The sequence below is a fragment of the Pseudooceanicola nanhaiensis DSM 18065 genome, from assembly GCF_000688295.1.
Taxonomy (GTDB): Bacteria; Pseudomonadota; Alphaproteobacteria; order Rhodobacterales; family Rhodobacteraceae; genus Pseudooceanicola; species Pseudooceanicola nanhaiensis.
The window spans coordinates 940,553-961,533 of sequence record NZ_JHZF01000013.1 but is presented as its reverse complement, the minus strand read 5'-3'; the positions used below and the strand labels follow the sequence as shown (position 1 = coordinate 961,533).

Annotated in this window: 27 protein-coding genes; 23 read left to right on the top strand and 4 right to left on the bottom strand. The window is 71.1% G+C overall.

The annotated features are described in order from the left end of the window. Positions 1 to 37: 37 nt before the first annotated feature. Both amrB and Q344_RS0114695 read right to left on the bottom strand, forming a co-directional pair. On the bottom strand, positions 38 to 1,675 hold the full coding sequence (gene amrB / locus Q344_RS0114700) for an AmmeMemoRadiSam system protein B (protein WP_028287407.1): 1,638 nt from the start codon (positions 1,673 to 1,675) through the stop codon (positions 38 to 40). After that, positions 1,672 to 4,644 carry a caspase family protein gene (locus Q344_RS0114695; protein ID WP_051630648.1) on the bottom strand — a complete coding sequence of 991 codons (2,973 nt, stop codon included), beginning with the start codon at positions 4,642 to 4,644 and terminating at the stop codon, positions 1,672 to 1,674. The genes amrB and Q344_RS0114695 overlap by 4 nt, the downstream gene beginning before the upstream one ends. A 359-nt stretch (positions 4,645 to 5,003) precedes the next feature. Between Q344_RS0114695 and ffh the strand changes: the two genes are divergently transcribed. The 18 genes from ffh (at position 5,004) to rpmE (ending at position 16,040) form a co-directional block, all read left to right on the top strand. Continuing rightward, positions 5,004 to 6,512 (top strand): signal recognition particle protein, encoded by a 1,509-nt coding sequence (ffh, locus tag Q344_RS0114690; protein WP_028287405.1) that lies wholly within the window; start codon positions 5,004 to 5,006, stop codon positions 6,510 to 6,512. Then, entirely contained in the window at positions 6,512 to 7,063 is a 552-nt protein-coding gene (locus tag Q344_RS24060) for a GNAT family N-acetyltransferase (protein ID WP_051630646.1), read from the top strand. Before ffh ends, Q344_RS24060 begins: the two co-directional genes overlap by 1 nt. Further along, entirely contained in the window at positions 7,060 to 7,617 is a 558-nt protein-coding gene (locus tag Q344_RS0114680; RefSeq protein WP_028287404.1) for a GNAT family N-acetyltransferase, read from the top strand. The genes Q344_RS24060 and Q344_RS0114680 overlap by 4 nt, the downstream gene beginning before the upstream one ends. Then, positions 7,614 to 8,141 carry a GNAT family N-acetyltransferase gene (locus tag Q344_RS24055; protein ID WP_051630644.1) on the top strand — a complete coding sequence of 176 codons (528 nt, stop codon included), beginning with the start codon at positions 7,614 to 7,616 and terminating at the stop codon, positions 8,139 to 8,141. The genes Q344_RS0114680 and Q344_RS24055 overlap by 4 nt, the downstream gene beginning before the upstream one ends. Next, positions 8,138 to 8,677: a GNAT family N-acetyltransferase gene (locus tag Q344_RS0114670; protein ID WP_028287403.1), complete on the top strand. Its 540-nt coding sequence runs from the start codon at positions 8,138 to 8,140 to the stop codon at positions 8,675 to 8,677. The genes Q344_RS24055 and Q344_RS0114670 overlap by 4 nt, the downstream gene beginning before the upstream one ends. After that, a complete protein-coding gene (locus tag Q344_RS0114665) occupies positions 8,674 to 9,201 on the top strand; it encodes a GNAT family N-acetyltransferase (protein WP_028287402.1) in 528 nt (175 codons plus the stop codon). The genes Q344_RS0114670 and Q344_RS0114665 overlap by 4 nt, the downstream gene beginning before the upstream one ends. Continuing rightward, positions 9,198 to 9,773, top strand: coding sequence for a GNAT family N-acetyltransferase (locus Q344_RS0114660; RefSeq protein ID WP_028287401.1), 576 nt, complete (start codon positions 9,198 to 9,200; stop codon positions 9,771 to 9,773). The genes Q344_RS0114665 and Q344_RS0114660 overlap by 4 nt, the downstream gene beginning before the upstream one ends. Before the next feature lie 82 nt (positions 9,774 to 9,855). Next, positions 9,856 to 10,383 carry a GNAT family N-acetyltransferase gene (locus Q344_RS0114650; RefSeq protein ID WP_028287400.1) on the top strand — a complete coding sequence of 176 codons (528 nt, stop codon included), beginning with the start codon at positions 9,856 to 9,858 and terminating at the stop codon, positions 10,381 to 10,383. After that, entirely contained in the window at positions 10,373 to 10,978 is a 606-nt protein-coding gene (locus Q344_RS0114645; protein WP_028287399.1) for a GNAT family N-acetyltransferase, read from the top strand. The genes Q344_RS0114650 and Q344_RS0114645 overlap by 11 nt, the downstream gene beginning before the upstream one ends. Positions 10,979 to 11,026: 48 nt before the next feature. Next, positions 11,027 to 11,329, top strand: a complete 303-nt coding sequence (locus Q344_RS0114640; RefSeq protein WP_156954729.1) for a chorismate mutase — start codon at positions 11,027 to 11,029, stop codon at positions 11,327 to 11,329. Positions 11,330 to 11,377: 48 nt separating this feature from the next. Beyond that, positions 11,378 to 11,746, top strand: coding sequence for a 30S ribosomal protein S16 (gene rpsP, locus Q344_RS0114635; RefSeq protein ID WP_028287397.1), 369 nt, complete (start codon positions 11,378 to 11,380; stop codon positions 11,744 to 11,746). A gap of 306 nt (positions 11,747 to 12,052) precedes the next feature. Next, the gene (locus Q344_RS26715; RefSeq protein WP_268238636.1) at positions 12,053 to 12,181 is read left to right on the top strand and encodes a hypothetical protein; all 129 of its coding nucleotides are present in this window, start codon (positions 12,053 to 12,055) and stop codon (positions 12,179 to 12,181) included. An 11-nt stretch (positions 12,182 to 12,192) separates the two neighbouring features. After that, a complete protein-coding gene (gene rimM, locus Q344_RS0114625) occupies positions 12,193 to 12,696 on the top strand; it encodes a ribosome maturation factor RimM (RefSeq protein WP_028287396.1) in 504 nt (167 codons plus the stop codon). Continuing rightward, positions 12,696 to 13,487, top strand: coding sequence for a hypothetical protein (locus Q344_RS0114620; RefSeq protein WP_036539268.1), 792 nt, complete (start codon positions 12,696 to 12,698; stop codon positions 13,485 to 13,487). The genes rimM and Q344_RS0114620 overlap by 1 nt, the downstream gene beginning before the upstream one ends. Next, positions 13,484 to 14,257 carry a hypothetical protein gene (locus Q344_RS24050; protein ID WP_051630643.1) on the top strand — a complete coding sequence of 258 codons (774 nt, stop codon included), beginning with the start codon at positions 13,484 to 13,486 and terminating at the stop codon, positions 14,255 to 14,257. Before Q344_RS0114620 ends, Q344_RS24050 begins: the two co-directional genes overlap by 4 nt. After that, the gene (gene trmD, locus Q344_RS0114610) at positions 14,254 to 15,051 is read left to right on the top strand and encodes a tRNA (guanosine(37)-N1)-methyltransferase TrmD (RefSeq protein WP_028287395.1); all 798 of its coding nucleotides are present in this window, start codon (positions 14,254 to 14,256) and stop codon (positions 15,049 to 15,051) included. Before Q344_RS24050 ends, trmD begins: the two co-directional genes overlap by 4 nt. A 369-nt stretch (positions 15,052 to 15,420) precedes the next feature. Beyond that, the gene (rplS, locus tag Q344_RS0114605) at positions 15,421 to 15,807 is read left to right on the top strand and encodes a 50S ribosomal protein L19 (RefSeq protein WP_028287394.1); all 387 of its coding nucleotides are present in this window, start codon (positions 15,421 to 15,423) and stop codon (positions 15,805 to 15,807) included. An 11-nt stretch (positions 15,808 to 15,818) separates the two neighbouring features. Beyond that, complete coding sequence (gene rpmE / locus Q344_RS0114600; protein ID WP_028287393.1) at positions 15,819 to 16,040, top strand: 50S ribosomal protein L31; 222 nt, start codon at positions 15,819 to 15,821, stop codon at positions 16,038 to 16,040. Between the two features lie 72 nt (positions 16,041 to 16,112). Here the strand turns inward: rpmE and Q344_RS0114595 are convergent, their stop codons facing one another. Next, positions 16,113 to 16,394: a GlsB/YeaQ/YmgE family stress response membrane protein gene (locus Q344_RS0114595; protein WP_229669197.1), complete on the bottom strand. Its 282-nt coding sequence runs from the start codon at positions 16,392 to 16,394 to the stop codon at positions 16,113 to 16,115. Between the two features lie 236 nt (positions 16,395 to 16,630). On the opposite strand from Q344_RS0114595, the gene Q344_RS0114590 reads away from it, so the two are divergent. From Q344_RS0114590 to Q344_RS0114580, 3 genes are all read left to right on the top strand, one after another. Continuing rightward, positions 16,631 to 17,839, top strand: coding sequence for an APC family permease (locus tag Q344_RS0114590; RefSeq protein WP_036539265.1), 1,209 nt, complete (start codon positions 16,631 to 16,633; stop codon positions 17,837 to 17,839). Positions 17,840 to 17,974: 135 nt separating this feature from the next. After that, positions 17,975 to 18,784 carry a division plane positioning ATPase MipZ gene (locus Q344_RS0114585; protein ID WP_028287390.1) on the top strand — a complete coding sequence of 270 codons (810 nt, stop codon included), beginning with the start codon at positions 17,975 to 17,977 and terminating at the stop codon, positions 18,782 to 18,784. Between the two features lie 61 nt (positions 18,785 to 18,845). Further along, complete coding sequence (locus Q344_RS0114580; RefSeq protein WP_028287389.1) at positions 18,846 to 19,358, top strand: DinB family protein; 513 nt, start codon at positions 18,846 to 18,848, stop codon at positions 19,356 to 19,358. A gap of 22 nt (positions 19,359 to 19,380) precedes the next feature. Here the strand turns inward: Q344_RS0114580 and hemP are convergent, their stop codons facing one another. Then, complete coding sequence (gene hemP, locus Q344_RS25590; protein WP_229669217.1) at positions 19,381 to 19,500, bottom strand: hemin uptake protein HemP; 120 nt, start codon at positions 19,498 to 19,500, stop codon at positions 19,381 to 19,383. A 266-nt stretch (positions 19,501 to 19,766) separates the two neighbouring features. Between hemP and Q344_RS25175 the strand changes: the two genes are divergently transcribed. Next, positions 19,767 to 20,513: a GntR family transcriptional regulator gene (locus tag Q344_RS25175; RefSeq protein WP_051630641.1), complete on the top strand. Its 747-nt coding sequence runs from the start codon at positions 19,767 to 19,769 to the stop codon at positions 20,511 to 20,513. Between the two features lie 31 nt (positions 20,514 to 20,544). Beyond that, positions 20,545 to 20,976 carry a nuclear transport factor 2 family protein gene (locus tag Q344_RS0114565; protein WP_028287388.1) on the top strand — a complete coding sequence of 144 codons (432 nt, stop codon included), beginning with the start codon at positions 20,545 to 20,547 and terminating at the stop codon, positions 20,974 to 20,976. Positions 20,977 to 20,981 lie beyond the last annotated feature (5 nt).

Genomic DNA, 20,981 nt, shown 5'->3' with positions numbered 1-20,981 from the left:
CGAATGTTACCGGCGCCGCTCCGGATCTGGCAAGACTTCAGCGCCCGCGCGCGATCTCGTAGAGCGGTGGCAGCGGAATCTGCCGCAGGAACAGCGTGCCTTGCGGAAAGGTCCGGACCTCGACAAGCGCGCCGCTCGCCGCGGGCGGGCGCTGGTCGAACAGGAAGTTGCCCAGCGAATGGACCACGCCGGTGTCGCCGCCGTTCACCACCGAGACGCCGGCGCCGGCGGCGTGGGGATGGGCGCCCACCACGGCCGCCACCCCGCGCCGCGACATGGCCAGCGCGAGGTCGCGCTCGCGGTCCGAGGGCGCGGTCACCCATTCCTCGCCCCAGTGCACGAAGGCCAGCACCGGGACGCCCGGGTCCGAGACCAGCGCGTCGAGCGCCGCATCGGTGAGTTGTCCGCCCTGCCCGTCGAGATCGCTCAGCGCCACGATCCGCAGCCCCGGCAGGTCGAGCGCCTCGCCCGGCCCGGCAAAGGCGATCCCCGCCTCCGCCAGCGCCGCCCGGGTCGCCGCCCGGCCCGAGACGCCGAGGTCGTTCGCATGGTTGTTGGCCAGGCCGAAGCCCGCGACGCCCAGGCTCTCCGCCATGGCCACGGCCAGCGCCGCGGGCATCCCGAGCGTCAGGTGCTCCAGCCCGGCGGGCACCTCCTCCAGCAGCACGCCCTCGAGGTTCAGCACCAGCGGCAGACCGCGGGTGGCCTGCCGTGCCGCCGCGGCGACCCGGTCCGCCACATGCGCGTCGGCGAGCAGCGGCGTCAGGGCCCGGCCGGTGAAGAAGTCGCCGCCCAGCATGTAGACCGGCGTGTCACCCGGCGCCGGGCCGGGGTCGGCGCCCGGCGGCTGGTAGAGCGCGACGACGTAGCTCGTCGTCTCGGCGATGAAGTCGCGGTGCCCTTCCTGCAGGTTGCGGTTCGCGATCACCACCGGCGCCATCCCCTGCGCCGCCATCAGCCGGGAGGTCACCCAGAGCGCGCCGAGGCTGTCCACGTGGTCGGGCTGCCGCAGCGCCGCGATCGCGTCGAGATCGCCCGCGGCCATCAGGTTCAGCACCTGCTGGTCGCGCTGCCGGGCAAGGTGATGCGGCAGGTAATGCGAGAAATCGGTGGCCTGCACCAGCAGCGTCCCGGCGTCCACGAGCGGCGCGAGCGCGTCCGCCGCCGCCTCCCATTCCGCGGGGCCCGAGCCGATGCCGATGGCCAGCGGCAGAACCGGCACCCCGGGATGCAGGCGGGCGAGGAAGGGCAGCACGGCTCGGACCCCGTGATCGCGGTCGAAGATGCAGGCATCCTCGGCCAGCCCGCTGTCGATGAGCGCCTGCGCCGCCGGATCGGCGGGAACGGGGCCCAGCAGGGTCTCGAACCCGCGGGTCGTGGTGCCCAGATGCCGGCGCAGCCCGCGGAAATGGTCCGGGAACAGCACGACGATCCGGCGCGGCGCCCCGCCCGCGCGGCGCAGGCCGAGCGCGATCAGCTCCGGGACCTCCAGATGATGCGGCACCGTCACCGCGCGCACCGGGTCGGGCGCCGGGGCTTCGTGCCCGGTCGCCGCCAGCGCGCCCTCGAAGAGCGCCGCATCGGTGTAGAAGGGCGGGAAGGGCGCCCTGCCCTCCGGGCAGGCGCCGAACCCGGCAGAGGCCGACGCGGCCCAGAGCAGCAGCGCCCGGATCACGGCTGCGCCAGCAGGAAGTTGGAGGTCTCGAGCAGCGAATAGAACGGCTCCTGCCGGGCGTCGGACAGCCGCAGCACCTCGCGATGGACGTAATCCGCAAGCCCCAGCAGCCGCACCCCGTCGCCCGAGGCCGCCTTGCCGCGCAGCCCCTCGAGCAGGGCGTAGGTGAAGATCCCGTGCCCGAGGTCGCGGCGCTCGGCGGCGGTGTTGTTGGCGGCGGTGGCCGAGAAGACCACGATCCGCGCATCGGCCGCGTCCTTCTCGAGCCGCGCGTTGAAGGCGCCCGCGGCGTGGCAGGTGTCGATCAGCAGGATCCGGCGCCCCAGGGCATAGCCCAGCTCCTCCTGCAGGATCTGCCAGTCGAAGAGCGAGCGGGTCCGCCATTCCCCGCCGCGCTGTTCGGCATCCTCGGGCAGCAGGTAGTAATCCTCGTCGAGGTTCAGCCCGTGCCCGGCGACGAAGACGATGGTGGTGTCCTCGGGCCCGGGCCTGGCGAGGAAATCGGTCAGCGCATCCTCCACCAGCCGGCCCTCGGGCGGCAGGACGGCATCGGCGGGCGTGACCGCGCTCAGCGCCTGCATCAGCCGGTCCGACCCGGCCAGGCGCGAGGGCGAGACCATCACCAGCGTCTCCATCTCCGTGTGCAGCCGGCCGGTCGTCTCGGCCAGGGTCGCCAGCATCTCGACCGCGTCCTGCACCGGGTAGGCAAGATCGCAGGGCCCGCCGTTGCAGCCCTCGGGCAGGTTCGGGTAATCCGCCACGCCGATCACCGCGACATAGAGCTTGCCCACCTTTTCGGGCGCGCGCGCGACCGTCTCGCCAAGGGCCATCGCCGCGCGTTCGGCGACATAGCCGAAATCGTCCTCTCCCGTGACGCTGATCGCGTTTTCGCCCGGGCCGAGCGGCACCTGGTAGAGCTTGCGCCCCTGCCCGGTCGGGTCCGGGTAGGGCAGCGGCGGCACGCGGCGGTCGTTGACGAGGATGGAATAGCCCCAGGCCTCGATCTCCTCGACCCCGGCGCCCGTGATCTCGAGCACCGCGGCCCCCTCGGGCGCGTCGATCTCGGACGCGAGGCGCAGGTCGAAGGCGGGCGGGGCACGGGTCAGCAGCGCCGCAAGCTCGCCATCGGTCCCGCGCAGGTCCCGCGCCGCCTGTGCCGGATCGCCGGCGAGGATCGCGCGCCGGACGATCTCGGGCGAATGGAGATGACGCTTCAGCTCGCTCGCCCGGATGTAGCGGGCCGCCGCGTCGCGGCCGCGGTTCACCCGCCAGCCGACCATGCGGTCGCCATCGGGCGAGGCGTGGAAATAGCCCTGCGGCGTCCAGGTGATCCACTGATCCCCGGCCACGAAAAAGCGCGCGATCTCGGCCCGGGTGGCGAGGTTCCATAGGATCATCGTCCGGTCCGCCGCCGCCGAAAGCAGCCGCCCGGCCGAGGGCGCGGCCGCCAGCGCCAGGATGTCGCCGGTGTGGCCCCGGAACTCGCCCGCGAAGGCGCCGTCGGGGCCATAGGCGAGCAGCAGGCCGCTGGCGCCGCCGGAAATCGCCTCCTCCCCCGCGAGGGTGGCCGCGCTGTGGTAATACCCGTCGGTCGCCGAGCGGCGCAGGCGGACGGGCTTTGCCGCGCCCGAGATCGCCATCGTATCGCCGACGAACCCCGCGCCCGGCGCCGTCTCGAAGCTGAGCGTGCGGCCGTCGCCCTCGAGCCGCGCGCGGAGCGCGGCCGCGGTGTCGCCGGGGCCCGGCGGTCCGAAGCCGCGGTCGCCCTGCGGCAGGTCCATCCGCATGGCGAGCGGGGCCAGCACCTCGGGGCAGACGGGGCGGTCCGGGCAGGGATCCGCCCGGCCCCAGGCGATCCAGGAGGCGTCGGGCGCGATCCCCGCCGCCGTCACCGGGGTGCCCGCGCCCGAGAGCACCCGGCGCGCCGCGTTTGCGCCCGGCTGCCAGACATGCAGCGCGGTGCCCCGCCCGCCCGCCGTGACCACCGCGCCCGAGGGCAGCGCCAGCGCCGCGCTCACCGCGCCGTCGTGGTCGCGGTAGACCGTGTCCGGCGCCGTCGCGCCGGGCGTCCAGACCTCGGCCTCGTGCGCCCCGGCGCAGCGATAGCTGCAGCCGACCGCCAGCCGCCCGTCCGGCGTGAAGGCCAGCGCATCCGCGCGGAAGGGCCGTTCCGGCAGGCGCGCGATCACGGCACCGTCGGCGCTGGCCCGGATCTCCACCCGCCCGTCCGAACCCGAGACCGCGAAGCGCGCGCCGTCGGGGCTGACCGCCAGCCCGCTCACCACGATGTCCCAGAGCGGTTCCGCCTCGGGCGGCGCGATCTCGGCGCCCTCCGGCAGGGACCACATCCGCAGCCCGTAATCCGTCGTCGCCGCCAGCACCCGCGTGCCGCCCGCCGCATAGGCCACCCGCAGCACCCGGCTTGCCTGGCTGTCGAGCGGGGGCAGGGCCTCGGGCGCCGCGCCGAAGGGGTCCTTCCAGCGCATCACGATCCCGCCCTGCCCGGTCACCGCCAGTTCGTCCCGCTCGGCCGAATAGGCGATGCTGTCGACCACGTAGCGGTGGCCTTCGAGCACCCGCACCACCTCGCGCGTGCGGGTGTCGAAGATGCGCACGTCGCCGAATGTCGCGTCCACCGCGTGATGCGGGCCGAAATAGCCGCCGACCGCGGCGAAGCGCCCGTCCGGGGACAGCGCCACCGCGTTCACCATCCCGTCGTTGCCGGGCCCCGCGTAGCCCCGCAGCACCACCGGAGGCGCGGCGCCCGCCAGGTCCCAGACCCGGACGGTCTTGTCCTCGGAGGCCGAGGCGACATGGCGCCCCGAGGCATCCGCCGAAAGCGCCCGGATCACCGCGAGATGCCCGCCGGTGTCGAGCTCCAGCCGCAGCTCGGGCGCCTCCTGCGCGCAGGCCTGCGTGGCGAGGGCAAGCGCGACCATGGCGCGGGCAAGGACGGGAACGAGGGACAAGCGGGCCTCCTGTGACGCTGCGCCGAGGATGGAAAAAACCGCGCGCCCTGTAAATGCCGTAGGGGCAGGCACGCGAACAGGCCCGGCGCCCGGGTGTCGGAAACCCGCGCCCGGCGGCTCCGGGGCCGCTCTTTCCTTGACTCCGCGCCCGCGCGGGCCTAAACGCCGCTGCAATACCCGGAAGCCAAGGCACTTCCGGTCCCTTTGCCATTCGAGCAGGGATCGCCACCAGTCAGCGCGTTGCGCCCACTGGTGCCATCGTCGTTTGGGCGCGCGCCTTCGGTTCGCGCTTGTGTAACTCACCGTCCCCGCCCACATCGGGGGCATGTCGCATTTCAGGGGCCGCAGGAGGGCCGGGCATGTTTGAAAATCTTTCCGAACGCCTCTCCGGCGTCTTCGACCGGCTGACCAAGCAGGGGGCGCTCTCCGAGGACGACGTGAAGACCGCGCTCCGCGAGGTCCGCGTGGCGCTGCTGGAGGCCGACGTCTCCCTCCCCGTCGCGCGGGAATTCGTGAAGGCGGTGCAGGACAAGGCCACCGGCCAGGCGGTCACCAAGTCGATCACCCCCGGCCAGCAGGTCGTCAAGATCGTGCATGACGAGCTGGTCCACGTGCTGCAGGGCGAAGGCGACCCCGGCAAGCTGAAGATCGACAACGCCCCCGCGCCGATCCTGATGGTCGGCCTCCAGGGGTCGGGCAAGACGACGACCACCGCGAAACTCGCCAAACGGCTGAAGGATCGCGAGGGCAAGCGGGTCCTGATGGCCTCGCTCGACGTCAACCGCCCGGCCGCGATGGAGCAGCTGCAGATCCTCGGCGTGCAGATCGGCGTCGACACGCTGCCGATCGTGAAGGGCGAGACCCCGGTGCAGATCGCCAGGCGCGCCAAGACGCAGGCGTCCCTGGGCGGCTACGATGTCTACATGCTCGACACCGCCGGTCGGCTGCATATCGACCAGGAGCTGATCCAGCAGGCCGCCGACGTGCGCGACGTGGTGAACCCGCGCGAGACGCTGCTCGTGGTCGACGGCCTGACGGGCCAGGTCGCCGTCGAGGTGGCCGAGGAGTTCGACGACAAGATCGGCGTTTCCGGCGTGGTCCTGACCCGGATGGACGGCGACGGCCGTGGCGGCGCCGCGCTGTCGATGCGCGCGGTGACCGGCAAGCCGATCCGCTTCGTGGGTCTCGGCGAGAAGATGGACGCCATCGAGACCTTCGAGCCCGAGCGGATCGCCGGCCGGATCCTCGGCATGGGCGACATCGTGGCCCTCGTCGAGAAGGCGCAGGCGACGATCGAGGCCGAGCAGGCCGAGCGCATGATGAAGCGCTTCGCCAAGGGCCAGTTCAACATGAACGACATGCGCGAGCAGCTTGACCAGATGCTCAGGATGGGCGGCATGGAAGGCGTGATGGGCATGCTTCCCGGCATGGGCAAGATGGCCAAGCAGGTGCAGGAGGCGGGCTTCGACGACAGCGCCATCCGGCACCAGATCGCGATGATCCAGTCGATGACCAAGCGCGAGCGGGCGAACCCGCAGATCCTGCAGGCGAGCCGCAAGAAGCGGATCGCGGCGGGTTCGGGCATGGAGGTCTCCGACCTGAACAAGCTTCTCAAGATGCACCGCCAGATGGCGGACATGATGAAGAAGATGGGCAAGATGGGCAAAGGCGGCATGCTCAAGCAGGCGATGAAGTCGATGGGCAAGGGCGGCATGGACCCCTCCCAGATGGACCCGCAGGCGCTGGAGGCGGCGGCCAAGCAGATGGGCCGCACCATGCCCGGCGGCAAGATGCCCGGCGGTTTCGGCGGCATGGGCAGCGGCGCGGCCCTGCCCCCGGGCCTCAGCGGCTTCGGGAAGAAGAAGTAATGACCAGGGCGGCCCGCCTCAGCGACCTCGCGGTCGCGCCGACGCTCACCACCGCCCGGCTGCGCCTGCGCATGCCGGTGCTGGCGGATTTCGAGCATCGGGCGGGATTCTACGCCTCGGACCGTTCGGTCTGGGAAGGCGGCCCCGTGTCGCGTGAGACCGCGTGGCGGATCTGGGCCTCCGAGGTGGCGCAATGGCCGCTCATGGGCGCGGGCCCGTTCTCGGTCGAGGACACGGACGGCACCTATCTGGGCGAGGTCGGCATCTACCAGCCCGAGGGCTACCCCAAGCCCGAGCTCGGCTGGTTCGTCGTCCCCGAGGCCGAGGGCCGCGGCATCGCGCGGGAGGCCGCGACGGCCGTGCTGCACTGGGCGCGGGACACGCTGGGCCTCGATCACCTCGTCAATTACATCGACCCGGGCAACGCCCGGTCCATCGCGCTTGGCGAGCGGATCGGCGGCACCCGCCGCAGCGACCTGCCGGGGACCGAGCCGGGCGACGTGGTCATCTACCACGACCTGACGGCACTGACCGCGGAGGCCGCCCGATGATGCGCCCCGCCCCCATGGCCTATCCCGAGATCCTGACCGAGCGGCTGCGCCTCGTCTGCCCCGCCGCGCCGGATTTCGACGCCACCGCCGCCTACCTGATGGCCGGTGCCCGCCCCTTCGTCGATCAGTACCCCGACGAGGAGGCCGTCTGGTGGTCCATCGCCACCATCATCGGCCACTGGCACCTGCGCGGCTATGGCCATTTTGCGGTCAGCGAGAAGGCGACCGGCCTGCATGTCGGCCTCGTCGGCCCGTGGTTCCCGAAGGGCTGGCCCGAGCCCGAGCTGTCCTGGCAGCTGCTCGAGGGCGCCGAGGGCAAGGGCTATGCCACCGAGGCGGCGCGCGGCGTGCTCGACTGGCTCTTCCGCGAGAGAGGCTGGGCCTCCTGCATCTCCCTCGTGGACGAGGAGAACCCCCGCTCGACCGCGCTGGTGACCCGGCTGGGCGCCCGCTCCGAGGGCATCTTCGATCACAAGATGACCGGCGAGATGCGGATCTGGCGCCACCTGCCCAAGACGCAGGCGGGCCGCAAGCTGCTGGAGGGCCTCGCATGAGCACGCCCCTGATCGCGGCCGAAACGCTTACCACCGGGCGGCTGGTCCTGCGCCGGCCCGAGCTGTCGGATTTCGACGCCTTTGCCGCCTACTCGATGAGCGAACGGACGCTCTATATCGGCGGGCCGAAGTCCCGTCGCCTCGCCTTCGACAAGCTCGCGAACTTCGCGGGCCACTGGCTGCTGCGCGGCTACGGGCGCTACACGATCACCGAAAAGGCGACCGGTCGCGCGATCGGCCACGTGGGCGCGTTCTGCCACGACGACACCCTGCCGCCGGAACTGTCCTGGACGCTCTGGGACGGCGCCGACGAAGGCAAGGGCTATGCCCGGGAGGCCGCCGCAGAAACGCTCCGCCACTACCGCGACGACCTCGGCTGGACGGAGCTCGTGGCTTACGTGCACGAGGACAACGACGGCTCCATCGCCATCGCGCGGGCCCTCGGCGGCGTGCTCAGCCCCGAGCCGGGGCGGGAGCCGCTCTCGCTCCGCTTCGATTTCGACCTCAGGGAGAAGGCGGCATGAAGATCCCGACCCTGCACACCGAACGCCTGACGCTGCGCGGTCCCGACGCCCGCGACATCGAACCGATGCGCGCCTTCTACGCCTCGGACCGCTCGCGCTTCGTCGGCGGCCCGCTGACGGCGGAGCTGGCCTGGCGCCACCTCGGGACCGAGATCGGCCACTGGACTCTGCGCGGCTACGGCCGCTGGATGGTCGAGGTCACCGAGACCGGCGAGATCGTCGGCAACGTGGGCCTCTGGAACCCCGAGGGCTGGCCCGAGCCGGAAATCGGCTGGGACCTCTTCGAGGGCGCCGAGGGCAAGGGCTATGCCACCGAGGCGGCGCTCGCCGCGCGCGCCTATGCCTACGACGTGCTGGGCTGGACGACCGTCATCTCGCTGGTGAAGCCCGCCAACGAAGCCTCGGCCAGGGTCGCGGCCCGGATGGGCGCCTTCCTCGACAGCGAATTCACCCACGAACGCTGGGGCCACATGCAGGTCTGGCGCCACCCCGCGCCCGCCGACATCGCAGACGGCGGGATGGAGGCCTATTCATGAGCCTCCGGACCCCCATCCCGGTGATCGAGACCGAGCGCCTCGTCCTCCGCGGCCCCCGCGACGCGGACCTGCCCGGCTATGCGCAGTATTTCACCACGCCCCGCGCCGATTTCACCGGCGGCCAGCGCGGCGAGGTGGAGACCTACTCCATGCTCATGATCCTGGCCGGGCATTGGCACATGCGCGGCTACGGGCTCTGGGTGATCGAGCACCGCGAGACCGGGAAGACCGCGGGCTGGACCGGCATCCTGCACCACCTCGACTGGCCCGAGCCGGAGCTCGGCTGGGCCGTCTTCGACGGGTTCGAGGGTCAGGGCCTCGCCCACGAGGCCGCGCTGGCCGCCCGGGCCTACGCGGCCGGCGACCTGGGCATCCGCGCGCCGATCAGCTTCATCGACCCGCGCAACGACCGATCCGCCGCACTGGCGACCCGCCTGGGCGCGACGATCGAAAAGCGGTCCGAGCTGCGCGGCACGCCGATCGACATCTGGCGCCACCCGGACGTGACGGAGGCCGCGGCATGACGAGGCTCGCCTGCGAAACCGCTCCGTCGGGTGCCTCCGCCCGGCTCGCCCGCCGCGTCGCCTCCGGCGTGCCCGTGCTGGTGACCGAACGGCTGCGCCTGCGCGCGCCGCTGTCCGAGGATTTCGCCACCTATGCCGAGATCGTGCTCGGCCCGCGCGGCAAGCACCTCGACATCGCGACGCGCGAAGAGGCCTGGCTCGACTTCTCCCAGATGGCCGCCGGCTGGCTGCTGCGCGGGCACGGGCTCTGGACCGTCGAACCCCGCGATGGCGGCGCGCCGCTCGGCTTCGTCCTCCTGGGCTTCGACCAGGAGGACCCGGAGCCGGAGCTGGGCTACCTCTTCACCGGCCGGGCCGAGGGCCGGGGCATCGCCTCCGAAGCCGCCCGCGCGGCCCGCGACTATGCCTTCGCGGAACTCGGCTGGACAACGCTCACAAGCTGCGTCGCCAGGGGCAACACCCGCTCCGCCGCGCTGGCCGAACGGCTGGGCGCGAAGGTGGACGCGGCGCTGTCCGCCGCCCACGAGGACACCGTGATCTACCGCTACAAGGCCGGGGAGGCCCGGACATGACCCGCGTCTTCCGCATCATCGGCGACACCATCCGCAGCCTCGGGCTGGCGGACCAGCCGCGCGCGCGGCGGGGAGGGCGGGCATGAGCCTCGAGATCCCCACCGTGAAGACCGACCGCCTGATCCTCCGCGCCCCGCGCGAGGAGGATTTCGAGACCGTGGCCGAATTCGCCGAATCCCCCCGCACCGAATACATCGGCGGGCCGCAGGACCGGTTCGGCGCCTGGCGCGGGCTGCTCGCGCAGCTCGGACACTGGGCCCTGCGCGGTTACGGCATGTGGATGATCGAGTCGAAGGAGACCGGCGAAGCCATCGGCCGCACCGGCGTCATCCGCCACGACGGCTGGCCCGAGCCCGAGCTCGGCTGGGTCATCTTCGAGGGTCAGGAGGGCAAGGGCTATGCCCGCGAGGCCGCCGAGGCCGCCCGGCTCTACGCCGCCGAGGAATGGGGCTTCACCCGGCTGATCTCGCAGATCCACCCGGAGAACGGCCGCTCGATCTCGCTCGCCCTGCGCCTCGGCGCCGTGCAGGAGGAAGAGGCCGAGCTTCTGGGCGAACCCTGCCTGATCTTCCGCCATCCCGATCCGAGGGGGGCCGAAGATGCCGCATAGCGAGATCCCCGTGATCGAGACCAACCGCCTTGTCCTGCGCGGGCCGGAGCCGGAGGATTATCCCGACTTCCGCGCGACCTTCTCGTCCTACCGCTCCCGCTTCATGGGCGGGCCGCTGAACCCGTATGAAAGCTGGATGCTCTACGCCGCCGAGATCGGCCATTGGCGCATCCGCGGCTTCGGCATGTGGATGTTCCACGACAAGGCATCCGGCCGCCCCCTCGGCATGGCCGGCGGCTGGCAGCCCGCAAGCTGGCCCGAGGCCGAGATCGCCTGGATCATCTGGCCCGAGACCGCCGGCAAGGGCTATGCGCTCGAGGCGACCCATGCCGCGCGCCGCTACTTCTACGAGACCCTTGGATGGGACGGCGCGGTCAGTTACCTCGACCCGAAGAACCTCGATTCGATCCGCCTCGCCGAACGGCTGGGCGCAACGAGGGATGTCGAGGCGCGGACCGTGGACGGCAACGACGTCTGCTACCGCCACCCGTCGCCCGCCGCGCTGAGACACAGCCAGATCGCCGACGCGATCGCGCTGGAGATCGCGCATTACGCCAACCCGCAGTTCCAGCCGCAGGGCTACGCGCTCGACTGAGCGCGGGAACCGTTTCGAAACGACCCCAGGGACGAGACCATGAACGACATGAATGACACCGATCCTGTCGCCCGCGCCGCGGAGCTTCTGAAGGAGCACCGCGAGAGCATCGACCGCCTCGACGCCATCCTCGTCTACACCCTGGGCGAGCGCTTCAAGCACACCCAGGCCGTGGGGAAACTCAAGGCCGAACACGACCTTCCGCCGTCCGATCCCACGCGTGAAGCCACGCAGATCGCCCGGCTCGAAGATCTGGCGATCCGGGCCGACCTCGACCCGGACTTCGCCAAGAAGTTCCTGAACTTCATCATCGCCGAAGTCATTCGGCACCACCAGCAACACCAATCGTAAGGCGGGCCCGTCCCGTCGAACCCCAAGCCATTCCAAGGAGATACCACAATGGCCATGAAAATTCGCCTCGCCCGCGGCGGCTCCAAGAAACGCCCCTTCTACCGCATCGTCGCGGCTGACTCGCGCATGCCGCGCGACGGCCGCTTCATCGAGAAGCTGGGCACCTACAACCCGCTCCTGCCGAAAGACAGCGAAGACCGGGTGAAGATGGACGTCGAGCGCGTGCAGTACTGGCTGGCCCAGGGCGCGCAGACCACCGACCGCGTGTCCCGCATGCTCGAGGCCGCCGGCGTCGTCGACAAGAAAGAGCGCAACAACCCCAAGAAGGGCACCCCGGGCAAGGCCGCCCAGGAACGCGCCGAAGCCAAGGCCGCGAAATCCGCCGCCCCGGCAGAAGAAGCCGCCGCCGAGGAGTGATCCTCGCGGTGCGGGGGTGGGACCATACCCACCCCACGCCGCTCGGGCATCCTGCGCCCCGCAGGGCGGGTTTCACCCCGCGCCCCGTGCGGGGCGCCGGATCCACGCTCCGATGTCCGCGCTCGAGGCCGAAGGTCGCCGGACAGGCCCCGGCCCGATGAGGCGGATCAGGAAGAGGTCCGGCGGACCTTTTCCCCGACGAAGCCGGTCCGGCACCTGCCCCGCGCGCGTCCCGCTCGTGGCAGGGTGGCCGGCCCCCGGCGTCGAGATCTAGCTCCCCCCAACCCCGAACCGAAATCCCACACCATGCGCACCCTGATCCTCATCGCAATCGCCTTCGTCGCGGGCATGGTGTATGAACGCAATCGCGCCGCGGAGCGCTGCGCGGACCGCGCCGGCGTCCTGTCGGACCTGCTCTGCAAGGGGACCCCATGAGCGACAAGGCCATGAACGACAAAGTCTGCGTCGGCGCGATCGGCGGGTCCTTCGGCGTGAAGGGCGAGGTCCGCCTGAAGAGCTTCTGCGCCGATCCCGAAGCCATCGCCGATTACGCCCCCCTCACCACCGAGGACGGCGCCACGGCCTATACCGTCACCCTTACCGGGCAGATCAAGAACGGGCTGTCCGCCCGGCTCGGCGGGGTGAAGACGAAGGAGGAGGCCGATGCCCTGAAGGGCGTCCGCCTCTACGCCCCGCGCGACCGGCTGCCGGCGCTGCCGGACGACGAATTCTACCATGCGGATCTCATCGGGCTGACCATCCTCGACACCGGCGGGACCGAGCTCGGCCGCGTCAAGGCGGTGCTGAACCACGGCGCCGACGACCTGCTCGAGGTCCACATGCCCGGCAGCCCGAAGACCTTCCTGCTGCCCTTCACGCGCGCCTGCGTGCCGACCGTCGACCTCGCCGGCGGCCGGATCATCGCCGACCCGCCCGAGGGTCTGATCTGATGCACGTGCTGGTGCACGCGGGCTTTCACAAGACCGGCACCTCCAGCATCCAGCAGGGCCTCGCGGCCAACCGCGCGGCCCTTTCGCCCGCGCTCCGCATCCTGCTGAAAGAGGACATGGAGCCCCTGACGGAGGCCGCCCGCGCCTGGTCGCGGCGCCCCGAAGAGCTCGAATGGGCGCTCGTCCTGCACGAGGCGCGCGGCACCTTCTCCGCGCTCGATCCTGACGACACGCGCCCGGTGCTGATCTCGTCCGAGGATCTCTGCGGCCACATGCCCTTCCGCCACGGCCTCACCGACTACGCGGCCGCCGCGCCGCTGATGGCGGGGCTGCGCGAGGCGCTGGCCGCGACCCGGCCGGACGCCACGATCGCCTTCCTCTTCACCACCCGCGCCGCGGCGCCCTGGGTGAAGAGCTGCTACGCCCAGCACCTGCGTGCGACCCGGATGACCGAGACGGCCGAGGATTACGCCGCCCGTGCCCTGCCCCATGCCGACCTCGGCGCCATGGTCGACCGCGTGGCGGCGGCCGTGGCCCCCGCGCCGGTCCACCGCGCCGCACTCGAGGACATCGCCGCAGGTCCGCTCGGCCCGCTCGACGCGCTGCTCGACCTGCTGCCCCTCGACCCCGCGCGCCGCGCCACGCTGACCCCGCCCGCGCGGGCCAACCGTGCGCTGCCGGCGGAGGTGCAGGACCGGCTCCTCGCCCTCAACCGGTCCGACCGGCCCTGGTCCGAGGTCCGGGACGAGAAGAAGCGCCTCGTCCGCCGCGCCCGGAGGCTGGAGGCATGAGCCGCATCGTCATCCACGCGAGCTTCCACAAGACCGGCACCTCGACGCCGCAGGAGTGGCTCGGCGTCGCCCGGGGGCCCCTCCGGCCGCATACGAAGATCGTGCCGGCGCGCGGGATACAGGCCCTCCTGCACGCCTGCCGCGCCTGTTCCACCCTGCCCGAGCCAAAGTCGCCGGCAAAGCTCGCCGCGCGCGCCGAGGCCTTCGCGCGGGGCATCGCCCGGCTGAAGGGCCGCGCCCTGATCCTCTCGGCCGACGCGCTCTCGGGCCACCCGCCCGGCCGGCCCGGGATCGACAGCTGCGCCGCCGGCTTCGCCCTTCCGGCCGAGCTGACCGCCGCCCTCGCCCGCCGCTTCCCGCGCGCCGCGATCCATGTCGCGCTCACCACCCGCGCGCCTGGGCCCTGGCTCCGCTCCGCCCATCGGGAGCACGTCAGGAGCGCCGCGATGACCGAGGACGCCGCCGGCTTCGCCGCCCGCCTGCGGCCCGGCGCCGACCTTTCCGCCGCGGAGGCCGCGGTCGCGGCGGGCCTGCCCCATCCGGTTCACCGGCCGCCGCTCGAAACCACGCCCGACCCGCGCGCGGCCCTCCTGCGGCTGGCGGGCGCCCCGGACACCGCCCGCGCCGCCCTGCCGCCGCTCCGGCACCGCAACGCGGCGCGCCCCGCGGCGCTGGACGACCTCCTCCACATCAACCGGACGATCTCCGACCGCGCCGCGCGGCGGGACGCCAAGACAGCGCGGCTGCGACAGGCCGCCGGGACCCGATGACCGAACCGAAGAGCCACGGGCGCAAGTCCATCCGCCCGACCCTGAAACCCCGCGACCTGATGGCCGAGCCGGTGCACCTGGCCGGTGTCTGGACCGCGCGGATCATCACCCTCTTTCCGCAGGCCTTCCCCGGCGTGCTCGGCGAAAGCCTGACCGGCAAGGCGCTGAAGGACGGGCTCTGGCAGCTCGACACGATCGACCTGCGCACCCATGGCATCGGGCGGCACCGCAACGTCGACGACACCCCCGCGGGGGGCGGCGCCGGCATGGTGCTGCGCCCCGACGTGCTGGGCGCCGCCATCGACGAGGCGCAGGCCACCGCCCGCGGCGCCTGGCCCCTCGTCTACCTCTCCCCGCGCGGCGCGCGGTTCGATCAGCAGATGGCCCGCCGCCTCGCCCGCGCCGACGGGATCACGATGATCTGCGGCCGGTTCGAGGGCGTCGACCAGCGCGTGCTCGACCATTACGGCGTCGAGGAGGTCTCGCTGGGCGATTTCGTCCTCACCGGCGGCGAGATCGCGGCCCAGGCGATGATCGACGCCACCGTCCGCCTGCTCCCCGGCGTGCTCGGCAACGCCGCCTCGACCGAGGAGGAGAGCTTCTCCGACGGCCTCCTCGAACACCCGCAATACACCCGCCCCGCCGAATGGCAGGGCCGCACGATCCCCGACGTGCTGATGTCCGGCCACCACGGCGAGATCGCGAAATGGCGCCGCGCCATGTCCGAGGAGATCACGCGGGAGCGCCGCCCCGACCTCTGGTCCGCGCGCGGCTCCCGCAGCCCCGGGGACTGACCTCCCCCTTCCTCTGGTCCATGTATCCTGGGGGGTGAATTGCACCGCAGGTGCAAGAGGGGGGCAAAGCCCCCCTCCGTGTCGACCGGGGGCGCATGCGCGCCCGGGCGACACCGCTCTTGATCGCCCTTTCCTTCCGCTATATACGCCCCCTGTCCGGCGCTCCCCGCGAGTCGCCGGGCCTGTTTTTCGTGGCGGAGCCCTTCTTCGGCCTCCCCGGACCGCGGCAGACGGGCGACAGCAAGAAACACGGCGTGATCTCCGGCGGGCGCTCAGATCCAGATCTGACCGGACCCGGCAGAAGACCAGGAGCTCTCTCGATCCGACCACATCCGCGGGAAAAACCGCGCGCATATAGGAGTTGATCAGATGGACCTGATCGCACAGCTCGAGGCGGAACAGATCGCCTCGCTGGGGAAAGAGATCCCCGATTTCAAGGCCGGCGACACCGTGCGCGTCGGCTTCAAGGTGACCGAAGGCACCCGGTCGCGCGTCCAGAACTACGAGGGCGTCGTGATCAGCCGGAAGCATGGCGACGGCATCGCCGCCTCGTTCACCGTCCGCAAGATCTCCTTCGGTGAAGGCGTGGAACGGGTCTTCCCGCTCTACTCGACCAACATCGACAGCATCGAGGTCGTGCGCCGTGGCCGCGTCCGCCGCGCCAAGCTCTACTACCTGCGCGCCCGCCGCGGCAAATCCGCCCGTATCGCGGAAGTCACCAACTACAAGCCCAAAGCTGCCAAAGCCGAAGCCTGAGGAGCCGCGAGATGAAAAAAGACATCCACCCCGAATACCACCTCATCGACGTCAAGATGACCGACGGCACCATCCTGCAGATGCGCTCCACCTGGGGCAAGGAAGGCGACACCCTCTCGCTCGACGTCGACCCGACCGTGCACCCGGCCTGGACCGGTGGCGGCGCCCGCCTGACCGACGTCGGCGGCCGCGTGTCGAAGTTCAAGAACAAGTACGCGGGCCTCGGCTTCTGAGCCACGCCGCAGCGGAGCAGACAAAACGCCACCCCCCGGGGTGGCGTTTCCCGTTTCGGGGTCCGGGCGGCCTCAGCCCGGGCCGGGCCGCAGCAGCCGGACGATCAGGATCAGGATGATCGCCCCGATCAGCGCCATGAAGAACGCCCCCCAGAACCCGCCCCAGGAGATGCCGATCATCGGCAGGAGCCACCCGCCGACCAGCGCCCCGAGGATCCCGAGGACCACGTTCATGACGAGGCCCGAGCCGCCGCCCTTCACGATCACCCCGGCCAGCCAGCCGACGATCGCACCGATCACGATGGTGATGAGCAACCCGTACCAGAAGCCGCCCGATGCCATTTCCTCTTCCATTCTCGCCTCCTTGTCCCTGCCCCGCGCGGGGCCTCAGGTGAAATCAGCCGCGACCGCAAAACGAGAACGGGCGGCGTGGGCAGTCTAGCGCACAATCTGGAATTGCAGCACAGAACTTTTGTCCCGCCGCGGTGTTGCCGCGGCCCCGTGCTGCCCCGCCGCCTCCCCTTGACCCTGCCGCTCCGCGCGGTAGCCCTGGCGGACAACGGACCTGGGCAGATGTGGCGCGACAGCGGATGAACGCACAAGCTCTCGATATCCTGCTGCTCGTCGCGGCCCTGGGCGTCGGCGCCCTGCTCTGGCTGCCGCGGCTGCGCGGGATCCCGACGTGGCGGGCCATGGTCACGCCGCTGGCCTCGATCATCGGTTCGGGCTTCCTGATCGTGGGCCCGGTTCTGGAACATGCCTTCGGCTGGCTCGCGCCCCTCGCCATGGCTGTCCTCTCCCTGATCGCGTGGCTTTACGGCGCGGCCGTGCGGGCCAATATCGCCCGGATCGGCGAGGGCGCGGACCCTCGGCCCGCCGCAGACAGGCGGCTCGAGACGCTGGCCTCGGCGGTGCTGGCCTTCGCCTACATGATCTCGGTCGCCTATTACCTGAACCTCTTCGGCGCCTTCGCGGTCAACCTCACGCCATGGGACGGCCCGCTCGCCGCCCGCTGCGTCACCACGGCGGTCTTCGCGCTGATCCTGCTGACCGGCTGGACCCGCGGGTTCGCGGCGCTGGAGGGGATGGAATACGTCACCGTTTCGGTCAAGCTGGCGATCATCGCGGCGCTGCTGACGGGGCTCGCCGTGTTCTTCGCGGCGCGCGCGGGCGAGGGCGCGCTGGTCCTGACGCCGCCGCGGGTGACCGGGATCGGCGCGCTCACGCTGGTCATGGGTCTGCTGGTCACCGTGCAGGGGTTCGAGACCGCGCGCTACCTCGGGCAGAGCTACGACGTCCCCACCCGAATCCGCTCGATGAAATGGTCGCAATGGCTCTCGGCCGCGATCTACATGGTCTACATCCTGCTCCTGGCCTATGTCTTCCGGCCCGACCAGCTGGCCTTCTCCGAGACCGCCATCGTCGACATGATGGCCATCGTCGCGCCGGCCCTGCCCTTGCTGCTGGTGGCCGCCGCGCTGGCCGCGCAGTTCAGCGCGGCGGTGGCGGACACCAGCGGATCGGGCGGCCTGCTGTCCGAGCTTTCGCGCGGGCGCCTGACGCCCCGGACCGCCTACGCGCTGCTGACGCTCGTGGGCCTCGCGCTCACCTGGGCAGCGGACGTGTTCGAGATCATCTCCTACGCCTCGCGCGCCTTCGCGGGCTACTACGCCCTGCAGGCGGCCCTCGCCGCGATCGGCGCCCGGCGGGACGGGGACGGGGCCCGCGCCACAGGCTTCGCCCTGCTCGCGACCTTCGGTCTGGGGATCGTCCTCTTCGGCCAGGCCGTCGAGGGCTGAGACCCGGAAAAAGGGCTGCATTAGAGCCACATTTCCCGCATTCCCTGCGCCGAACGCCTTTATCGGGCCACACCCGCAACATATAGTGGCTGCAACAACAATACCCGCATTCAGAGCGGTATCCAGGGGACCGGCATGGCACATATCATCGTCGTGGGGAACGAAAAGGGCGGCGCGGGGAAATCCACCGTGTCGATGCACGTGGCCACGGCGCTCGCGCGGATGGGACACCGGGTCGCCGTGCTGGACCTCGACATGCGCCAGCGCACGCTGGGCCGCTACATGGACAACCGCCGCCGCTACCTGACGGCCGAGGCGCTCGACCTTCCCTCGCCCGAATTCCACGAACTGCCCGATGCGGATCCCTCCCGCCTCCAGCCCGGCGAGAACCCCTATGACCACCGTATCTCGATGGCCATCGCGACGCTCGAACCGCAGGCCGATTTCATCCTGATCGACTGCCCCGGCTCGCACACGCGCCTCAGCCAGGTCGCGCATTCGCTGGCCGACACGCTGGTCACGCCGATGAACGACAGCTTCGTCGATTTCGACCTGCTGGCCCATGTCGACAACGACGGCGAGAAGATCCTCGGCCCCTCGGTCTATGCCGAGATGGTCTGGTCCGCCCGCCAGCTCCGCGCCCAGGCCGGGCTGAAGCCGCTGGACTGGATCGTGCTGCGCAACCGGCTGGGCGCGCAGGCGATGATCAACAAGATGAAGATGGAGGCCGCGATCACGCGCCTGTCGAAGCGGATCGGCTTCCGCATCGCGCCCGGCTTCTCGGAGCGGGTGATCTTCCGCGAACTCTTCCCCCGCGGCCTGACGCTGCTCGATCTGCCCGACGTCGGGGTCAAGCAGCTCAACATCTCGAACGTCGCCGCCCGGCAGGAACTGCGCGACCTGATCTCTGCCCTGAAACTGCCGGGGGTCGAGGTCACCTTCTGATCTCGACGGCCCGGCGCGCCCGCTCTAGGCTGCCCGGGGCATCGCGACCGGAGGACAGCGGATGGACCTTTTCCTGCGCATGGCGCTGAACAACGCCTGGGCCAACCGGACGCTCTACGACGCCTTCCGCGATCTGCCGCCCGGCGCCTTCAGCGCGCCGCGGCCGGGGTTCTTCCCCTCGCTCGCCGAGACGATGAACCATATCTACGAGGTCGATCTCTACTACATCGACGCGCTGGAAGAGGGCGGGCTGGGCCGGTCGGTCTATGACCGCGCGCCGGTGTCGGACCATGCGGTGCTGGGCCAGATGCAGGCCGAGGCCGACCTGCGCTTCGCCCGATTCTGCCAGGCCCTGACGGAAGGGGACCTGCCGCGCCGCGTCCGCACGGAGCGCGAGGATCCCGAGACGGTCGAGCGGATCGACGCCCTCATCCTGCATCTCGTGCAGCACCAGGTGCATCACCGGGGCCAGGCCCATGTCCAGTTGCAGGAGGCGGGCGTCGCCCCGCCGCAGCTCGATGAATTTCACATCGAATATGACCGCGCCCCGACGGCCGAGGCCTATTGGGCCTGAGCCGCCGGGACCGGCCGAGGGATCACTTGGTCAGGATCAGCTTGCCGGCGCGGGTGATCCGCAACTGGTAGACCTGGTCGTTCAGAACGATCCGCGCCAGCCCGTCGGGGCCGGTCAGCGCCTCGGCGTCATGCGTGGGCATGGCGGGGCGTGCGGGTTGCACGATCGAAAGGGTGGTCGGGCTCGGCATAGCGAAACTCCTGTCTTGAGCGGTGACCGTGCTGCCCTGCGGTGCAAGGTGGCTGTTCGAGTCAATTCCTGACAAAAATACTTTGCCTTGTCAATCCAGCCGCGCAGGCCGCCCCGGTGACACGGACGTGCGGGCTGCCGACCGCCGATTGACCGGTGGAACCTGTCATGACAGCATCACCGCAGCCGGCCCTCGAGGCCATTTCGCAAAGGTCCTCCATGTCCGGTGCCCTTTACCAGCAGGTTTCCCGCGACCTTCTCGACCGGATCGCCGGCGAGGGGCTCGAGAAGGGCGCGATGCTGCCCTCCGAGGCCGAGCTCTGCCAGCAATACGGCGTCAGCCGGATCACCATCCGCGCGGCCATCGGTCAGCTTGTCGAGCGCGGCCTCCTCGTCCGGCGGCCGGGCGTCGGCACCTTCGTCACCGGGCGCAGCAACACGGCGCGCGAGTTCAACCTCGTGGGCTTTCTCGAAGAGGGCCGCCTCTTCACCTCGGAGCCGGTGTCGAACGAGGTGCTGGAGGCCGACGCGCGGCTGGCGGAGCTTCTCGACCTCGCGCCCGGCGCGCCCGTGCGCCACATCCGCACCGCCGTTCACCGCGAAGGCGAGCCGCTGACCGTGGCCGACGGCTATTCCGCCGACACGCCCGAAGAGCGCCTGTCCGAAGAGGATTACCGCCGCCCCGTCGCCTCGGCCATCGCCATTGGCATCCGCACGCGGCGCCGGATCCTGCGGGCCGAGCAGACGCTGGAGGCCGTCGCCGCCTCGGGCGAGGTCGCCCGCCTGCTGGACCTTCCGGACGGCACGCCCGTGATCCGGGCCAGGCGGATCTACTTCACGGCCAAGGACCGCCCGGTCTATTATCTCGACGTCCGGTACCACCCGTCGCATTACGACTTCAACGTCGACCTCGTCCTCCGGGAGGGCGGCGCCGACATCGGCTTCATCCCCGGTCCGGGGGGCTGACCCCGGACCTGACGGTTCCCGAGGAGGAGCGATGACCGACCCGACCCCCACCGAAGACCCGCTGAGCCGCGCCATCGACGTGCTGGTCCGGTTCTTCCGGCACCTCGACGACGGCGATTACGAAAGCCTCGCGGGGCTGCTTGACGGCGAATGGCACCGGCAGGGCCGCGTCCTGACCACCCGCGAAGGCGTGATGGAGGCGCTGGCCACCCGATCTCAGACCCGGCGCATCCATCACCTGCTGACCAACGTCTGCGGGCAGGAGGTGGCCGACGGCACCATCGCGCTGACCGCCTACATGCTGGTCGTGCAGCACGACAGCGGCACGTATCTCGACGGGCCTGCGCCGCTCGAGGGGATCACGAGCATCCGCACGCTGCGCGCCCGCGCCGTGGCGACGGAGGACGGCTGGCGCATCCGCTGGCTGAAGAGCGACCCGCCCAGCTTCGCCGCCGGGCTCTGAAGGAG

What these genes read in the sequence shown, in the direction of transcription:
- ffh (WP_028287405.1), top strand. Translation starts at nt 5,004, where the DNA reads ATGTTTGAAAATCTTTCCGAACGCCTCTCCGGCGTCTTCGACCGGCTG.
- Q344_RS24060 (WP_051630646.1), top strand. Translation starts at nt 6,512, where the DNA reads ATGACCAGGGCGGCCCGCCTCAGCGACCTCGCGGTCGCGCCGACGCTC.
- Q344_RS0114680 (WP_028287404.1), top strand. Translation starts at nt 7,060, where the DNA reads ATGATGCGCCCCGCCCCCATGGCCTATCCCGAGATCCTGACCGAGCGG.
- Q344_RS24055 (WP_051630644.1), top strand. Translation starts at nt 7,614, where the DNA reads ATGAGCACGCCCCTGATCGCGGCCGAAACGCTTACCACCGGGCGGCTG.
- Q344_RS0114670 (WP_028287403.1), top strand. Translation starts at nt 8,138, where the DNA reads ATGAAGATCCCGACCCTGCACACCGAACGCCTGACGCTGCGCGGTCCC.
- Q344_RS0114665 (WP_028287402.1), top strand. Translation starts at nt 8,674, where the DNA reads ATGAGCCTCCGGACCCCCATCCCGGTGATCGAGACCGAGCGCCTCGTC.
- Q344_RS0114660 (WP_028287401.1), top strand. Translation starts at nt 9,198, where the DNA reads ATGACGAGGCTCGCCTGCGAAACCGCTCCGTCGGGTGCCTCCGCCCGG.
- Q344_RS0114650 (WP_028287400.1), top strand. Translation starts at nt 9,856, where the DNA reads ATGAGCCTCGAGATCCCCACCGTGAAGACCGACCGCCTGATCCTCCGC.
- Q344_RS0114645 (WP_028287399.1), top strand. Translation starts at nt 10,373, where the DNA reads ATGCCGCATAGCGAGATCCCCGTGATCGAGACCAACCGCCTTGTCCTG.
- Q344_RS0114640 (WP_156954729.1), top strand. Translation starts at nt 11,027, where the DNA reads ATGAATGACACCGATCCTGTCGCCCGCGCCGCGGAGCTTCTGAAGGAG.
- rpsP (WP_028287397.1), top strand. Translation starts at nt 11,378, where the DNA reads ATGGCCATGAAAATTCGCCTCGCCCGCGGCGGCTCCAAGAAACGCCCC.
- Q344_RS26715 (WP_268238636.1), top strand. Translation starts at nt 12,053, where the DNA reads ATGCGCACCCTGATCCTCATCGCAATCGCCTTCGTCGCGGGCATGGTG.
- rimM (WP_028287396.1), top strand. Translation starts at nt 12,193, where the DNA reads ATGAACGACAAAGTCTGCGTCGGCGCGATCGGCGGGTCCTTCGGCGTG.
- Q344_RS0114620 (WP_036539268.1), top strand. Translation starts at nt 12,696, where the DNA reads ATGCACGTGCTGGTGCACGCGGGCTTTCACAAGACCGGCACCTCCAGC.
- Q344_RS24050 (WP_051630643.1), top strand. Translation starts at nt 13,484, where the DNA reads ATGAGCCGCATCGTCATCCACGCGAGCTTCCACAAGACCGGCACCTCG.
- trmD (WP_028287395.1), top strand. Translation starts at nt 14,254, where the DNA reads ATGACCGAACCGAAGAGCCACGGGCGCAAGTCCATCCGCCCGACCCTG.
- rplS (WP_028287394.1), top strand. Translation starts at nt 15,421, where the DNA reads ATGGACCTGATCGCACAGCTCGAGGCGGAACAGATCGCCTCGCTGGGG.
- rpmE (WP_028287393.1), top strand. Translation starts at nt 15,819, where the DNA reads ATGAAAAAAGACATCCACCCCGAATACCACCTCATCGACGTCAAGATG.
- Q344_RS0114595 (WP_229669197.1), bottom strand. Translation starts at nt 16,394, where the DNA reads ATGGAAGAGGAAATGGCATCGGGCGGCTTCTGGTACGGGTTGCTCATC.
- Q344_RS0114590 (WP_036539265.1), top strand. Translation starts at nt 16,631, where the DNA reads ATGAACGCACAAGCTCTCGATATCCTGCTGCTCGTCGCGGCCCTGGGC.
- Q344_RS0114585 (WP_028287390.1), top strand. Translation starts at nt 17,975, where the DNA reads ATGGCACATATCATCGTCGTGGGGAACGAAAAGGGCGGCGCGGGGAAA.
- Q344_RS0114580 (WP_028287389.1), top strand. Translation starts at nt 18,846, where the DNA reads ATGGACCTTTTCCTGCGCATGGCGCTGAACAACGCCTGGGCCAACCGG.
- hemP (WP_229669217.1), bottom strand. Translation starts at nt 19,500, where the DNA reads ATGCCCACGCATGACGCCGAGGCGCTGACCGGCCCCGACGGGCTGGCG.
- Q344_RS25175 (WP_051630641.1), top strand. Translation starts at nt 19,767, where the DNA reads ATGTCCGGTGCCCTTTACCAGCAGGTTTCCCGCGACCTTCTCGACCGG.
- Q344_RS0114565 (WP_028287388.1), top strand. Translation starts at nt 20,545, where the DNA reads ATGACCGACCCGACCCCCACCGAAGACCCGCTGAGCCGCGCCATCGAC.